The sequence below is a fragment of the Pseudonocardia nantongensis genome (assembly GCF_046546495.1).
Taxonomy (GTDB): Bacteria; Actinomycetota; Actinomycetes; order Mycobacteriales; family Pseudonocardiaceae; genus Pseudonocardia; species Pseudonocardia nantongensis.
This window is the reverse complement of the sequence record NZ_JBKGXT010000027.1, coordinates 1-14490: the sequence shown is the minus strand read 5'-3', so window position 1 is coordinate 14490 and position 14490 is coordinate 1. Positions and strand designations below refer to the sequence as shown.

Here is a 14490-nt window from a genome sequence, read left to right as displayed (position 1 = left end):
ACCGATGGCCACCGAGCGACGGCGTGCCGCGGCCTGGCAGGCCCGCGCGAACCAGGCCCACGGCCGCAGCACCCTGGAACTGGACGACGAGATCGAGGCCCTGCTCACCGACGACGACGGCCCGGACGCGCTCCCGGCCGGCTTCCACCGGCTCGTCGTGTCCGGCGTGGACCGGCTGTGCGACGACGCCGTCGCGGTGACCTTCGACGTCCCCGACGACCTGCGCGAGCACTACGACTTCCGGCCCGGCCAGTACCTCACCCTGCGCCGGGAGACCCCGGACGGCGAGGAGCGCCGCTCCTACTCGATCTGTGCCCCGGCCGGCGCGGCCCCCCGGGTGGGGGTGCGCCGGGTGGACGGCGGCCTGTTCTCCGCCTGGCTGGTCGACGCCGTCGAACCCGGTGACGTGGTCGAGGTCGGGTCGCCGGGCGGCTCGTTCACCCCGGAGATCACCGCGGGAACCCATCACGGGCTGATCGCCGCAGGCTCGGGCATCACGCCGGTGCTGTCCATCGCGTCCTCGCTGCTCGCCGCGTACGACGACACACGGGTCACCCTGGTCTACGGCAACCGGCGCAGCGACACGGTCATGTTCACCGAGGAGATCGCCGACCTCAAGGACGCGTACGGCCCGAGGCTGCACCTGCTGCACGTGCTGTCCCGCGAACCCACCGAGGCCGAGGTCGCGGGCGGCCGGCTCGACGAGGAGAAGCTGCAGGTGCTGCTCGGGAAGGTGGTCGACGTCCAGGGGGTCGACGACTGGTGGCTGTGCGGGCCGCTGGGGATGACCGAGGCCGCCGCGTCGGTGCTCGGCGAGCTCGACGTCGCCCGCAGGCGGGTGCACCGCGAGCTGTTCTACGTCGGCGAGCCGCCGCCGGAGGTGCACCGCTCCGACGACGAGCCACAGCTCGACGGCACCGGCAGCGAGGTCACCGTCGTCCTGAACGGGCGGTCGACCACGCTGAGCCTGCCCCGCGACGAGGCGCTGCTCGACTCGGCGCAGCGAGTGCGCGGCGATCTGCCGTTCGCCTGCAAGGGCGGGGTGTGCGGGACCTGCCGGGCCAGGGTCACCACGGGGGAGACCGACATGCGCCGCAACTTCGCCCTCGAGGACGACGAGGTGGCCGCCGGCTTCGTGCTGACCTGCCAGACCCGGCCGGTCTCGGACACGGTGACGGTCGACTACGACGCCTGAGCGCGCACCCGGGTCCGCGCGGTCACAGCCGGCGCAGGCACAGCCCGGCCCAGCCGATCCCGGCGACCGTAACGACGCCCCCGGTGACCAGCGATCCCACTGACAGCAGCAGCACCCCGCAGGCGAGCAGCACGGCGCCGAGCACGAGCTGGACCATGAGGCCGACCGGCACCACCCCAGCATGCCCGCCCGGGGGATCGCGGCCCTCACCGCCGGGGTGACGCTGCGGGTTCTCGCGATGAGACCACCCGGATGCGGGTATCCCGACGGGGGTCGGCCGACACGGGTACGACCGGTCAGGGCACGATTGCAGCAGACGAGTGAGGCGAGGAGCGGGCATGACGGGACCGGGGATGGACGCCGTGGCGGCGTTGCTCGCCGCGGTGCCGGCAGTCCCGTTCCGTGCGCTCCTGCTGGTCGGCGTGGGCGCGTTTCTCGAGGGGCCGATCGTCACGGTGTCCGCGGCGGCGCTGGCCGGGGCCGGGCAGCTGCCGTGGTGGGGCGTCTGGCTGGCCGCGGTCGCCGCGGACGTGCTGGGCGACACGATCCTCTACGCGCTGGGCCGGCACGGCGGCCGGCCGAGGGTCGCCCGGATACTGGCCCGGCTCGGTCTCACCGACCAGCGCAAGGAGGCCCTGGCCTCCGAGGTGCACACGCACCTGCCGCGGATCGTGATCGGGGCGAAGCTCGTCGACATCGGCGCGGTGCCTGCCTACCTCGCCGCCGGTCTGGCCCGGGTCGGGTTCCGGCGTTTCATGGCCTGGATCGTGCCCGCCACCGCGGTCCGCGCCGCGGTGCTCGTCGGGATCGGCTACCTGGCCGGCGACCGGCTCGCCGACGACCTGGCCGGCGACCCCTGGCTGCTGGTGGTCGGCGGGCTGTCCGTCGGCGTCGCACTGGTCCTGGGACGCGTGCTGGTCACCCGGGCCGCGACCGCCTGGCACGCCCGGTAGCCGATCCCGGGGCGAGGAGCCGCAGCCGGCGCGACGCGATCAGCCGGCCGGTCCGCGGCCGGCCCAGGTCCACGGGTAGCCGGGGTCCTCGCAGGCCGATCCCCCCTCGCCGAGCGACAGCGGCCGGAAGGTGTCGACCATGACGGCGAGCTCGTCGAAGTACTCCGCGCCCAGCGCCCGCTCGATCGCCGACGGTTGCGGCCCGTGGCTGTGCCCGCCCGGGTGCAGCGAGATCGAGCCCTGCCCGATCCCGGAGCCCTTGCGCGCGGTGTAGTCGCCGCCGCAGTAGAACATCACCTCGTCCGAGTCGACGTTCGAGTGGTAGTAGGGCACCGGCACCGCGAGCGGGTGGTAGTCGACCTTGCGCGGCACGAAGTTGCAGATGACGAAGCCGGTGCCCGCGAACACCTGGTGCACCGGCGGCGGCTGGTGCACCCGTCCGGTGATCGGCTCGAAGTCGGCCACGTTGAAGGTGCACGGGTAGAGGCACCCGTCCCAGCCGACGACGTCGAACGGATGGGTCGGCACGACGTAGCGGGTCCCGGTCACGCCGTGCTGCCCGCCGCGGTGCCGGACCAGCAGCTCGACGTCGGTGCCCTCGACCAGCAGCGGCTCGGCCGGCCCGTGCAGGTCCCGCTCGCAGTAGGGGGCGTGCTCGAGCAGCTGCCCGTAGCGGGACAGATACCGGGCGGGCGGGGCGACGTGCGAGGCGGCCTCGATCGCGTAGAGCCGCAGCGGCTCCGACCCGGCCGGCACCCACCGGTGGGTGGTCGAGCGCGGGAGGATCACGTAGTCGCCCTGGCGGGCGTCCAGCACCCCGAACACGGTCTCGACGGTGCCGGCGCCGGACTCGACGTAGACGCACTCGTCGCCGACGGCGTTGCGGTAGAGCGGGCTGGTCTCGCCGGCGACGACGTAGGAGATCCGGACGTCGTCGTTGCCCAGCACCAGCCGGCGTCCGGTGACGGGGTCCACCCCCTTCCAGTCCGCGGCGCCCAGCTCGTGCAGCTTCAGGTGCCGCGGGATCAGCGGCCGGTTCTCCGCGAGCGACTGGTCGGGCAGCTCCCACGGCGTCGCGTCGACGATCGCCGACGGCACGCCCGCGTGGTAGAGCAGCGACGAGTCCGAGGAGAACCCCTCCTCGCCCATCAGCTCCTCGTAGTAGAGCGTCCCGTCGGGCCTGCGGTGCTGGGTGTGCCGCTTCGGCGGTACCTCCCCGACACGGCGGTAGTACGGCATCGTCGCCTCCTCCACGTCCGCGGCACGGCTGCTCCGCCGAGGACACCCCACCGCGGGGTCCGGCACAACCGTCCGGACCGCTGCTGTGCGCGGTGCCCATCAGATCCGGGTCCGGCCGGGCACCGTGGCCACCGGCGCCGGTCCCGGCCTACCCTCCGCGCGTGACCGACCGCCCGCGCCCGTCCGGCCCGCACCGCACCGCACCGCTCGACCCCGGGACGCTGGATCCGGAACGCCGGGCCCTGCACGACGCGATCGCCGGCGGCCCGCGCGCCGAGCAGTCCCGCATCCCGCTGGTCGACGACCACGGACGCCTGCTCGGCCCGTTCGGCGCGATGCTGTTCTCGCCGGGGATCGGCGGCGCGGTGCAGCAGGTCGGCGCGGCCCTGCGCACCGACCCGGACCTGCCGCCGCGGCTGCGCGAGCTCGCCGTGCTGACGGTGGCCGCGCACACCCGCTCGGCGTTCGAATGGTCGTCGCACGAGGCCTCGGCGCTCGACACCGGTCTGACGCGCGGGCAGCTGCAGGCGCTGCTCGACGGCGCCGAACCGGCCGGTCTCGACGACGCCGAGCTGATCACGGTCCGGGTCGTCCGAGACCTGCTGACCAGGCACGACGTCGACGACGGCCGGTACGCCGAGGCGCTGTCGGCGCTCGGCAGGGACACGCTCGCCGCCGTCGTCTGGCTGGCCGGGTACTACGCGATGCTGGCCGGCGCGCTCGCCGTGTTCCGGCCGGCCGGGGCCGATCCGGCGGTGTGAGACCAGCCTCCGCCGGGATGCTGCGGCGCGCGGGACGCGCTGTACCGGGTGGCGCGACGACGTGGTCGCCGGATCCCTCCCACCCCACGTCATCCCTGGAGGCGCCCACCGTGCCGCACGACACCGTGACGCTGAACAACGGCGTACGCATGCCCCGGACCGGGTTCGGGGTCTCCGAGTCCCGGGACGCCGGGGCCACAGTGACCCGCGCGCTCGCGGCCGGCTACCGCAGCATCGACACCGCCGCCGTCTACGAGAACGAGCAGGGCGTCGGCGCCGCGATCGCGGCGTCCGGCATCCCCCGCGACGAGCTGTTCGTGACCACCAAGGTGTGGAACGTCGGCCGCGGCCGGGACGACGCACTGCGCGCCGCCGAGCGGAGCCTGGACCGGCTCGGCCTCGGCCACGTCGACCTCTACCTCGTGCACTGGCCGAACCCCGAGTGGGACCACTGCCTGCGGACCTGGAACGCGATGGCCGAGCTGCTCGACGACGGCCGCGCCCGCGCGGTCGGCGTCTCCAACTTCCGCGCCTCGCACCTGCGCCGGGTGCTGTCGCTGGGCGGGCCGACGCCGGCGCTCAACCAGGTCGAGCTGCACCCGCACCTGCAGCAGCACGGGCTGCGCGCGCTGCACCACGCGCACGGCATCGTCACCGGGGCGTGGAGCCCGCTGGGCCGCGGCGCCGTCCTGGACGACCCGGTGATCGTCGGGATCGCCGCCCGGCTCGGCCGGACGCCCGCCCAGGTCGTGCTGGCCTGGCACCGGCAGCAGGGCACCGTCGCGGTCCCGAAGTCCGACGCCCCGGAGCGCATCGCCGGGAACCTGGCCGCCGCCGACCTCGAGCTGTCCCGCGGCGATCTGCGCGCGATCGACGGCCGGCACCGCGCGGGCGGCGCCGGACGGATCGGCCCGGTCGCCGACGAGGTCCCGTCCGCGGCGTGACCGACCGTCCCCCGGACGCGCCGGACCCGGTGCCGGGGAGCGGTCCCGGCCCGGAGTGAGAATGCGGGATCGACCGGCGAGGGAGGGCCGTGATGGGCGAGAGACTGCACGCGTTCACCGACGACGCCCTGGGCGACGACGACGCCGTGGGCCTGGCCGAGCGGCTGCGTCGCGGCGAGGTCGCGGGCACCGAGGTGCGCGACGCCGTCGCGGCCCGGCTGGACCGGGTCGACCCGGTGCTGCGCGGCCTGACCCTGGGCCGGCTGGACGAGCCCGTCACCGGCGACCCCGCCGGCCCGCTGGCCGGGGTGCCGACGCTCGTCAAGGACAACACCGAGGTCCGCGGCTGGCCGACCACCAACGGCACCAGCGCCTACTTCCCGCGCCCGTCCCGGGCGCACTCCGCGGCCACCGCCCAGCTACTCGCGAGCGGCCTGGACCTGCTCGGGACCTCCCGGATGCCGGAGTACGGCCTCAACGCGAGCACCGAGTTCGCCCGCGCCGACCCGACCCGCAACCCCTGGAACCCGGAGTACTCGTCCGGGGCGTCGTCCGGCGGGGCCGCCGCACTGGTCGCGGCCGGCGTCGTGCCGCTGGCGCACGCCAACGACGGTGGCGGTTCCATCCGCATCCCGGCGGCAGCCTGCGGGCTGGTCGGGCTCAAGCCGACCCGGGGCCAGACCGCGCCGAACGCGCAGGGCGCCCACATGCCGATCGACCTGGTCTCCGACGGCGTTCTCAGCCGGTCGGTGCGCGACACCGCGACCTTCCTGGCGGCCGCCGACCGGAACCGCCGCACCCCGGCACTGCCGCCCCTGGGCCTGGTGGAGGGCCCGGCGCCGCGCCGGCTGCGGATCGGGCTGGTGCTCGACCCACCCACCGGCGCCCAGGTCGACGCCGACACCCGCAGCTGCGTCGAGGATGTCGCGCGGCTGCTCGAGAAGCAGGGCCACGAGGTCTCCCCGGCGACCACCGGCGTCGGGATGCGGTTCGTCGACGACTTCCTCGACTACTGGGGGCTGCTGGCGTTCTCGCTGGTCACCGGCGGAAAGCTGATGCACGGCGCGTCGTTCGACGGCGGTCGCCTGGACCCGCTGACGCACGGGCTGAGCGACCACTACCGGCACGCGATGGCGCGCACCCCGGCCGTGCTGCACCGGCTGTCGAGGATCCGGCAGCACTACGCCGAGCTGTTCACCGGGCACGACGTGCTGCTCTCGCCGGTGCTCGCGCACGTCACGCCCCGGCTGGGCTGGCTCAGCCCGACCGTCCCGTTCGACACGCTGCGCGAGCGCCTGCTCGACTACGTGGCCTTCACCCCGCTGTGCAACGTGGCCGGGGCGCCCGCGGTGTCGCTGCCCGCCGGGGTCGCCGGGAACGACCTGCCGGTCGGCGTGCACCTGTCCGCCGCGCACGGCGACGAGCGCACCCTGCTGGAGCTCGCCTACGCGCTCGAGGCGGACCGGCCGTGGCGCCGGATCCAGGACGCCGCTGCAGCTCCCTGGTGACGCTCAGCCACATTCGCTCGTTGACTGGCCTCTGCGACCGCGCCCGCGGAAGAGGTCTGGCCGCGGTCGCCCATGCAGACCAGCGACTCCGGCGTCGCCCTCTCGGTCACACCGGTCAGTGGCCGCCCGCCTCGTCGAGCCGGTAGGCGATGGTGCGGCCCTCCGCGTCCTGGACCGGGACCGGGGCGCCCTCGGCGTCGACGATCTTGCCTTCGACGATCCGGTCACCGTTCCGCAGCTGGGACAGCACGTCGAGGTCCGAGTAGTCGATCACTCGGGACGCCGCGCCGAAGACCGACGGGTCCTTGCCATCCCTCCCCAGCCTCAGGTGGTTGAACAGGAGGTTCAGCGACACGGCCATGACGGCGGCCGAGCTGATCCCCGAGTGGAAGATCGTCCCGACCCAGTCCGGAAACCGGTCGTAGAACGTCGGGACCGCGATCGGGAGCATGCCGAATCCGACCGAGGCCGCCACGATGACCAGGTTGAGGTTGCCCTGGTAGTCCACCTTGGCGAGGGTCCTGATGCCGGATGCCGCGACGGTCCCGAACAGCACGAGCCCGGCGCCCCCGAGTACCGGGTAGGGGATCGCGGCGACGACCCTGCCCAGAACCGGGAGCATCCCGAGGATCAGCAGGACCACACCGCCGGCGGTCACCACGAACCGGCTCCGCACCCCGGTGATCGCGACCAGGCCGACGTTCTGGGCGAACGCGCTCTGGGTGAAGCCGTTGAAGATCGGCGCCACGGCCGAGGCGGCCATGTCCGCCCGCAGCCCGTCCGCGATCCGGCGCCGGTCGACGCGGGAGTCGACGATCTCGCCCACGGCGAGGATGTCGGCCGTGGTCTCGGTGAGGATGACCAGCACGACGATGGTCATCGAGATGATCGCGGCGATGTCGAACACCGGCGCGCCGAAGGCGAACGGAGTCGGTACCGCGAAGATCGCACCGTCGCCGACCTCGGAGAAGTCGACCTTGCCCAACGCGCCGGCGATGACGGTGCCGAGCACGATCGAGATCAGGATCGACAGCCGGGAGATCGCCGTGATCGTGACCTTGCTGAGTACGAGCACGAGGAACAGCGTCAGCGCGGCCAAGCCGATGTTGGCCACCGAGCCGAAGTCCGGCGCCGTGGTGTCGTTGCCCATGGCCCACCGCCCGGCGACCGGCATCAGGCTCAGCCCGATCACCGTGATCACCGTGCCGGTGACGACCGGAGGGAAGAAGCGCACCAGCCGGGAGAACACCGGAGCGATCAGCAGCCCGATCACCGCGGAGGCGATGACGGCACCGAACACTCCGGGCAGCCCGGCGTCGGCCACGATCGCGGTCATCGTCGCCATCGAGGCGAACGAGGTGCCCTGCACCAGCGGGAGCTGCGAACCGAAGAAGGGCACGCCGAAGGACTGCAGGATCGTGGCCAACCCGCCGATGAACAGGCAGGAGGACACGAGCAGGCCGATCTCGGTCACCGAGGCGCCTGCGGCGCCACCGATGATCAGCGGCGGCGCGATGATGCCGCCGTACATGGTGAGTACGTGCTGGATGCCGTAGGCGAGGCTCCGACCGGCTCCGAGCCACTCGTCCTCCGGGCGGCTCCCGGTCACGGAGCCCTCGTCCTGAGAGGTCCTCTTGATCATTTCCGGCGCCCCTCAGCAGAAGCCTGCGATGCCCGACCACGCCGCCTCGGCGGGGTCGACGCCGGCACGCGTGATCGTGGCCTCGATGAGCCCGTACGGCCGGCCCCCCGCGTGGAGGAAGACGCCCGGATCGTCGAGCTCGCAGAACGACGGATCGGACAGGAGGTGATGTTCGTCGGGGTGCGAGAACTTGTTGCCGTGCTCATCCTGCGACTCCTCTGTCGTGAGACGGGTCCTCACGCCCGGGCGCCCCCGGCGCTCCGGGACCCGGCCCGGTCGGCCGCGGCCTTCACATCCGACGCGACGGCTGCCGCGACGCGGCTGTCGAAGACGCTCGGGACGATGTAGTCGGGCGTGAGCTCGTCGGCCGAGACGCAGTCGGCGATCGCCGTGGCGGCGGCGACGAGCAGTGGCGTGTCGATCTCGTGCGCCTCGGCGTCGAGCAACCCGCGGAACAGGCCGGGGAAGGCCAGCACGTTGTTGATCTGGTTCGGGAAGTCGCTGCGCCCGGTCGCGACCACGGCCGCATGCTCGGCGGCGGCTGCCGGCGACACCTCGGGGTCCGGGTTCGACAGCGCCATGACGACCGCGCCGTCCGCCATCGTGGCAACGTCCGCACCGTCCAGCAGGTCGGGCGCGGACAGCCCGATGAACACGTCGGCACCGGAGAGCACCTCCTTCAACGTGCCGGTCCGTCCCGCCGGGTTGGTGTTCTGCGCCAGCCAGGTCAGGTGACCGTGCTCGTGGCTCTGGCCTGCGTGCACCGCGCCGTGCCGGTTGCACGCGACGATGTCGCGGGCACCCTGGGCGTGCAGCAGCTGGATCACCGCGTGTCCCGCGGCACCGACCCCGCTGACGACGATCCGGGCGTCACCGATCTTCTTCTCGACCACGCGCAACGCGTTGATGAGGGCGGCGAGGACCACGATGGCGGTGCCGTGCTGGTCGTCGTGGAAAACCGGGATGTCGAGCTCCGCGCGCAGCCGCCGTTCGATCTCGAAGCAGCGTGGCGCCGAGATGTCCTCCAGGTTGATGCCGCCGTAACCCGGTGCGATCGCCTTCACGATGGCGATGATCTGCTCGGTCTCGGTCGTGTCCAGGCAGACCGGCCAGGCGTCGACCCCGGCGAACTGCTTGAACAGCGCCGCCTTCCCCTCCATGACCGGCAGGGCGGCGGCCGGCCCGATGTCCCCGAGCCCGAGGACGGCGCTGCCGTCGGTGACGACGGCGACCGTGTTGCGCTTGATCGTGAGGTGCCGCGCGTCGTCGGGGTTCCGCTCGATGGCCCGGCAGATCCGCGCGACACCCGGGGTGTAGGCCCGCGACAGATCGTCCCGGTTGCGCAGTGTCACGGTCGGCGCCACCGCGAGCTTGCCCCCGAGGTGCATCAGGAAGGTGCGGTCGGAGACGTTGCGGACCCGCAGGCCCGCACGTGAATCAAGGATCTCCCGGATCCGGTCGGCGTGCTCGGAACCGGCCGTGTTGCAGGTGACGTCGACGACCGTGCCGAGGTGACCGGACTCCACGGTGTCGAAACCGGTCACCTCGGCGCCCGTCGCGGCGACGACCGCGGCGAGCTCGGCCGTCGACACGCGGGCGCCGTCGACCTCGATCCGGAAGGTGATCGAGTTGCCGGGACTGGGACTGGCCATCGGACCTCCGCTGCGATCGAGATGCGGACAAGTGATTCCGCATTGCGGCCGAAGATAAGCGCCAGATGCCGAGATCGCCATACGATACGGCATTTCCGTATCGCGAAATACGTCCCGCAGCCATGGCGTCCCGGCTCCCGGCGGCCTCCGAACCGCGCGGACGTCCCACCCGACGGCCCGGCATCGAGGTCGTCCGGGAGCTGCGCCTGGACGAGCGGCCGACCGGCGCCGAGCAGGTCAAGGAGTGGGCTGGTCTCCCGGCTCGTCGTCGACCGGGATCCCGCGCCCGGGTCAGGTGGTCGGCCAGCAGCTCGCCGACCCCGCGGATGTGCGCGGTCATCGCGTCCCGGGCGATCCGCGGGTTGCGCCGGGCCAGGCCGACCAGTGGACCAGGCCACTCCCCGTTCTCGAGTAACGCGCAGGTCAGCGATGGAGCCGGTGGTCGGGATCGAACCGACGGCCTGCTGTTTACAAGACAGCTGCTCTACCACTGAGCTACACCGGCAGGGGCGTCCAGCGTAGCCCCGGACGATCGCCGCACCCCGCCCGACCTCGCCGCAGGGCTCGTCGTGTGCGATGTCGTGTGAGGTGTGTCGAGCCGCCGGAGGCCGCTCCCGGCCCGGCCCTAGCCTTGAGGGGGCGGTCGGCGGGCAGCAGGCGGCAGACACACTGACGTCACGGACGTCGAACGGGACCCCGGGGGTGACAGCGATCGTGGCCGAGGACACGCCGGCAGTCGACCGGTTCGCGCGGCGACTGCGCGGCGCATTGCGGCGCGACGCGAAACGCCTGCTCACCCCCGGCCCCTCGACCGTCCCGATGCTGATGCTCGGCCCGCAGGTCCCGGACGACGCGACGGTCCAGCAGGTGCTGGACCTGTGCATGCGGATCGGCGAGATCGAGCTCTCCAGCGGCGAATCCGTGGACGAGGTCACCGCCACCATGCTGCGGCTGGCCAACGCGGCCGGCCTGCCCGCGGTGGACGTCGACATCACGTTCACCTCGATCACCATCTGCTGTCACCGCGGCAACGCGGCCCAGCCGGTCACGTCGATGCGGCTGGTCCGTTACCGCACGCTCGACCTCTCACGGCTGTCCGAGACCGAGCGGATCGTCAAGGATCTCGAGGCCGGCAAGCTGGACGTCCGCGCGGCGTCCGCCCAGGTCTCCGAGGTCGTCCGGACCCCGCACCCGTACCCGCGCTGGATCGCCACGGTCGGGTGGGCCGGACTGGCCGCGTCGATCGCCCTGCTGCTCGGTGGCGGCCCGGTCACCGCGGTCGCCGCGTTCGTCAGCACCGCGGTGATCGACCGGATCGGCCGGATGCTGTCCCGGTGGGGCGTGGCGGCGTTCTTCCAGCAGGCGGTCGGCGGCTTCCTGGTCACCGCGTCGACGATCGGGCTGATCCAGCTCGGGCTGTTCCCACCGGGTACCCGGCCCTCGTTCATCGTGGCGGCGGGGATCACCGTGCTGCTGTCCGGGCTGAGCGTGGTCAGCACGGTGCAGGACGCGCTGACCGGCTACTACCTCACCGCGGCGGCCCGGATCGTGGAGATCGCGCTCCTGTCCGCCGGGCTGCTGACCGGCGTCGTCATCGGGCTGCAGATCGGTTTCAACTTCGACGTGCCGATCGAGGTCTCCGGCGACCTGCCCTCCAGCGTGGGGCAGTTCGGGCTGTCGGTGATGGCCGGCGCGACCTCGGCCGCGTTCTACGCGCTGGCCGGGTACTCGCCACTGCGCTCGCTGCCGATCGCCGGTCTCGTCGGGGCCGCCAGCTGGATGGTCTACGGCGTGATGACCCAGGTCCTCGGGGTCGGCGCGATCCCCTCCACCGGCGTCGCGGCACTGGTCGTCGGTCTCGCCGCCGGCATGCTGCGCCGGGGCACCGACACCCCGCCGATGGTCGTCACGCTGGCCGGCGTCACGCCGCTGCTGCCCGGGCTGGCCGCCTACCGCGGCTTCTACCAGCTCGCCGTCGAGGGCGTGTCCGAAGGCCTGGTCACGGTCACCATCGCGCTCGGCATCGGGCTGGCCCTGGCCGCCGGTGTGGCGCTGGGCCAGTTCGTCACCCGGCCGCAGCGACGGCCGGAGGAGAAGCCCGCCGCCAGCGAGAGCACCACGCCGCCCTCGACCAGCGGCGGGTTCATGCAGGACCCGGACACCGAGGCACCGGCCGAGGTGCCAGCCGGGTCCGCCGAACCGAAGTAGGCTCGGCGCAGGTCCCGGCCCGACGCCGGGCCCCTGCGTCGAGGAGGGCATGTGACCAGCGGCGAACCGGTGACCGCGGCGGACCTGGTGGTGGTGGCCAACCGGCTGCCGGTGGATCTCGAACGGCACCCGGACGGCAGCACCGGCTGGAAGCGCAGCCCGGGCGGCCTGGTCACGGCGCTGGAACCGACGCTGCGGGCCCGGGAGGGCGCCTGGGTGGGCTGGCCCGGCGTGCCGGACGTCGACGTCGACCCGTTCTCCGAGGACGGCCTGTCGCTGCACCCGGTCCGGCTCTCCGCCCAGGAGGTCGAGCAGTACTACGAGGGCTTCTCGAACGCCACGCTCTGGCCGCTCTACCACGACGTCGTCGCGCAGCCGCAGTTCCACCGGCACTGGTGGCGCTCCTACACGACCGTCAACCAGCGATTCGCCGAGGCGGTCGCCGAGGTCGCCGCGCCGGGCGCGACGGTCTGGGTGCAGGACTACCAGCTCCAGCTCGTCCCGGGCCGGCTGCGCGAGCTGCGCCCGGACCTGCGGATCGGCTTCTTCCTGCACATCCCGTTCCCGCCGGTCGAGCTGTTCCGCCAGCTGCCGTGGCGGACCCGGATCATGGAGGGGCTGCTCGGCGCGGACCTGGTCGGGTTCCACACCGACGGCGGCCTCCGGAACTTCCACTGGCTCGCCCAGGAGCTGGCCGGCGCCACCACGGACCGGGATCCCGAGCTCATCCACCACGGCGGGCGGCAGGTCAGGCTGGGCGCCTTCCCGATCTCGATCGACTCGAAGCAGCTCGACCAGCTCTCCCGCACCGACGGGGTGCAGGCCAGGGTGGCGGAGCTGCGGGAGGAGCTCGGGAACCCGTCGCACATCGTGCTCGGGGTGGACCGGCTGGACTACACCAAGGGCATCGACGTCCGGCTGCGCGCGTTCCACGAGCTCCTCGAGGAGGAGCGGATCAGCATCGAGGACGCGGTGATGATCCAGCTCGCCACGCCGTCCCGGGAGCGGGTCGAGCACTACAAGCAGATGCGCGACGACATCGAGCTCTCGGTCGGCCGGATCAACGGCGAGTTCTCCCGGGTCGGCCATCCGGCGGTGCACTACCTGCACCGCTCGCTGCCCCGCGAGGAGCTGGCCGCGTTCTTCCTGGTCTCCGACGTCATGCTGGTAACGCCGCTGCGGGACGGCATGAACCTGGTCGCCAAGGAGTACGTCGCCTGCCGGCACGACGACGGCGGGGTGCTGGTGCTCTCCGAGTTCACCGGCGCGGCCAACGAGCTGACCAGCGCGCTGCTGGTGAACCCGCACGATACCGACGGGGTCAAGGAGGCGCTGTACGCGGCGCTCACGCTGGATCCCGACGAGGCGGTCAAGCGGATGCGCACGCTGCGCCGCCAGGTCCTCGACCACGACGTCGACCGGTGGGCCCGGTCGTTCCTGGAGGCACTCGGGCTCGAGGTGGCGGCCCCGGAGTGAGCCCGCTCGACGACGCGCTCGACCGGCTGGCCGCGGTCCCCGGGCTGCTGGTGGCGCTGGACTTCGACGGGGTACTCGCGCCGTTGGTGGACGACCCGTCGACGTCCCGGCCGCTGCCCGGGTCCGCGGACGCGGTCCGCCGGCTGGCCGCGCAGCCCCGGACCACCGTGGTGATGCTGTCCGGCCGCGGGTGCGACGACCTCGCCGCCGTGTCCGGCTTCGGCCCGCCGGTGCACCTGGTCGGCAGCCACGGCGCCGAGTTCGACGCCGAGCTGTCCGCCCTGCTCGGCCGCGGTGGCCTGCTGACCGAGGCCCAGCAGGAACGCCGGGAGGCGTTGCTGGCCGGGCTGCGGGAGCTGGTCGGGGCCACCCCGGGCGCCCGGCTGGAGACCAAGCCCGCCGGCGCCGCGGTGCACGTGCGGGGCATGGATCCGGCGGCCGGGAGCGCGCTGCTGGAGCGGGTCGAGGCGGAATGGGTGCGCGACGACGTCGACGCCACGGCCGGCAAGGACGTGCTGGACCTCGCCGTGCTGCGCACCACCAAGGGCTCCGCGGTCGCGACACTGCGCGAGCACCTGGACGCCGACGCGGTGCTGTTCGCCGGGGACGACGTCACCGACGAGACCGCGTTCCGGGTACTGCGCGCGGACGACGTCGGGATCAAGGTCGGCGACGGCGACACCGCCGCCGGTTTCCGGGTCGGCGACCCGGAGGAGCTGGCCGGCGTGCTGGCCGGGCTGGCCGACCGCCGCGGCTGAAGCACCCGCGGCGGGCCACACGGGTGTGGATGCTCCTATGGATGTCAAGCGGCGAGTTCGAGGTCGTGGGGTGTGAGTAGGGCTCGGTAGATGTCTCGGGCGATGTAGCGCTTGAGGCAGCGGATGATCTCTTTCTTGCTCATGCCCTCGGCGG

Annotated in this window: 13 protein-coding genes and 1 tRNA gene; 8 read left to right on the top strand and 6 right to left on the bottom strand. The window is 73.1% G+C overall.

Annotation, left to right across the window (positions count from 1 at the left end; translation table 11 throughout):
* Nucleotides 1-4: 4 nt before the first annotated feature.
* Nucleotides 5-1195 carry a 1,2-phenylacetyl-CoA epoxidase subunit PaaE gene (gene paaE, locus ACLFMI_RS23705; protein ID WP_410950157.1) on the top strand — a complete coding sequence of 397 codons (1191 nt, stop codon included), beginning with the start codon at nt 5-7 and terminating at the stop codon, nt 1193-1195.
* A 22-nt stretch (nt 1196-1217) separates the two neighbouring features.
* Here the strand turns inward: paaE and ACLFMI_RS23700 are convergent, their stop codons facing one another.
* On the bottom strand, nt 1218-1367 hold the full coding sequence (locus tag ACLFMI_RS23700; RefSeq protein ID WP_410950156.1) for a hypothetical protein: 150 nt from the start codon (nt 1365-1367) through the stop codon (nt 1218-1220).
* A 166-nt stretch (nt 1368-1533) separates the two neighbouring features.
* Between ACLFMI_RS23700 and ACLFMI_RS23695 the strand changes: the two genes are divergently transcribed.
* Nucleotides 1534-2148 (top strand): DedA family protein, encoded by a 615-nt coding sequence (locus ACLFMI_RS23695; protein ID WP_410950155.1) that lies wholly within the window; start codon nt 1534-1536, stop codon nt 2146-2148.
* Between the two features lie 39 nt (nt 2149-2187).
* Here the strand turns inward: ACLFMI_RS23695 and ACLFMI_RS23690 are convergent, their stop codons facing one another.
* Nucleotides 2188-3387: a homogentisate 1,2-dioxygenase gene (locus ACLFMI_RS23690; protein WP_410950154.1), complete on the bottom strand. Its 1200-nt coding sequence runs from the start codon at nt 3385-3387 to the stop codon at nt 2188-2190.
* 161 nt (nt 3388-3548) lie between these two features.
* Between ACLFMI_RS23690 and ACLFMI_RS23685 the strand changes: the two genes are divergently transcribed.
* The 3 genes from ACLFMI_RS23685 (at nt 3549) to ACLFMI_RS23675 (ending at nt 6600) form a co-directional block, all read left to right on the top strand.
* Nucleotides 3549-4148, top strand: coding sequence for a carboxymuconolactone decarboxylase family protein (locus tag ACLFMI_RS23685; protein WP_410950153.1), 600 nt, complete (start codon nt 3549-3551; stop codon nt 4146-4148).
* Nucleotides 4149-4297: 149 nt separating this feature from the next.
* Complete coding sequence (locus ACLFMI_RS23680; protein WP_410950218.1) at nt 4298-5092, top strand: aldo/keto reductase; 795 nt, start codon at nt 4298-4300, stop codon at nt 5090-5092.
* A 92-nt stretch (nt 5093-5184) separates the two neighbouring features.
* Nucleotides 5185-6600 carry an amidase gene (locus tag ACLFMI_RS23675; RefSeq protein ID WP_410950152.1) on the top strand — a complete coding sequence of 472 codons (1416 nt, stop codon included), beginning with the start codon at nt 5185-5187 and terminating at the stop codon, nt 6598-6600.
* A 115-nt stretch (nt 6601-6715) separates the two neighbouring features.
* On the opposite strand, the gene ACLFMI_RS23670 is transcribed toward ACLFMI_RS23675, so the two are convergent.
* The 4 genes from ACLFMI_RS23670 to ACLFMI_RS23655 form a co-directional block, all read right to left on the bottom strand.
* Nucleotides 6716-8242, bottom strand: a complete 1527-nt coding sequence (locus ACLFMI_RS23670) for a nucleobase:cation symporter-2 family protein (RefSeq protein ID WP_410950151.1) — start codon at nt 8240-8242, stop codon at nt 6716-6718.
* A 12-nt stretch (nt 8243-8254) separates the two neighbouring features.
* Nucleotides 8255-8482, bottom strand: coding sequence for a hypothetical protein (locus ACLFMI_RS23665; protein WP_410950150.1), 228 nt, complete (start codon nt 8480-8482; stop codon nt 8255-8257).
* Complete coding sequence (locus tag ACLFMI_RS23660; protein WP_410950149.1) at nt 8479-9894, bottom strand: NAD-dependent malic enzyme; 1416 nt, start codon at nt 9892-9894, stop codon at nt 8479-8481. The genes ACLFMI_RS23665 and ACLFMI_RS23660 overlap by 4 nt, the downstream gene beginning before the upstream one ends.
* Before the next feature lie 430 nt (nt 9895-10324).
* Nucleotides 10325-10399 (bottom strand) — tRNA-Thr (locus ACLFMI_RS23655).
* 197 nt (nt 10400-10596) lie between these two features.
* Between ACLFMI_RS23655 and ACLFMI_RS23650 the strand changes: the two genes are divergently transcribed.
* From ACLFMI_RS23650 to otsB, 3 genes are read left to right on the top strand one after another with little or no spacing between them, the layout of a single operon-like run.
* Complete coding sequence (locus tag ACLFMI_RS23650) at nt 10597-12102, top strand: threonine/serine exporter family protein (RefSeq protein WP_410950148.1); 1506 nt, start codon at nt 10597-10599, stop codon at nt 12100-12102.
* Between the two features lie 51 nt (nt 12103-12153).
* On the top strand, nt 12154-13578 hold the full coding sequence (locus ACLFMI_RS23645) for an alpha,alpha-trehalose-phosphate synthase (UDP-forming) (RefSeq protein ID WP_410950147.1): 1425 nt from the start codon (nt 12154-12156) through the stop codon (nt 13576-13578).
* Nucleotides 13575-14336 carry a trehalose-phosphatase gene (otsB, locus tag ACLFMI_RS23640; RefSeq protein ID WP_410950146.1) on the top strand — a complete coding sequence of 254 codons (762 nt, stop codon included), beginning with the start codon at nt 13575-13577 and terminating at the stop codon, nt 14334-14336. Before ACLFMI_RS23645 ends, otsB begins: the two co-directional genes overlap by 4 nt.
* Nucleotides 14337-14490: the final 154 nt, after the last annotated feature.

Excerpts from the sequence above, each read along its gene's own strand:
- ACLFMI_RS23675 (WP_410950152.1), top strand. The coding sequence starts at position 5,185 with ATGGGCGAGAGACTGCACGCGTTCACCGACGACGCCCTGGGCGACGAC.
- ACLFMI_RS23690 (WP_410950154.1), bottom strand. The coding sequence starts at position 3,387 with ATGCCGTACTACCGCCGTGTCGGGGAGGTACCGCCGAAGCGGCACACC.
- ACLFMI_RS23695 (WP_410950155.1), top strand. The coding sequence starts at position 1,534 with ATGACGGGACCGGGGATGGACGCCGTGGCGGCGTTGCTCGCCGCGGTG.
- ACLFMI_RS23680 (WP_410950218.1), top strand. The coding sequence starts at position 4,298 with ATGCCCCGGACCGGGTTCGGGGTCTCCGAGTCCCGGGACGCCGGGGCC.
- ACLFMI_RS23660 (WP_410950149.1), bottom strand. The coding sequence starts at position 9,894 with ATGGCCAGTCCCAGTCCCGGCAACTCGATCACCTTCCGGATCGAGGTC.
- ACLFMI_RS23670 (WP_410950151.1), bottom strand. The coding sequence starts at position 8,242 with ATGATCAAGAGGACCTCTCAGGACGAGGGCTCCGTGACCGGGAGCCGC.
- paaE (WP_410950157.1), top strand. The coding sequence starts at position 5 with ATGGCCACCGAGCGACGGCGTGCCGCGGCCTGGCAGGCCCGCGCGAAC.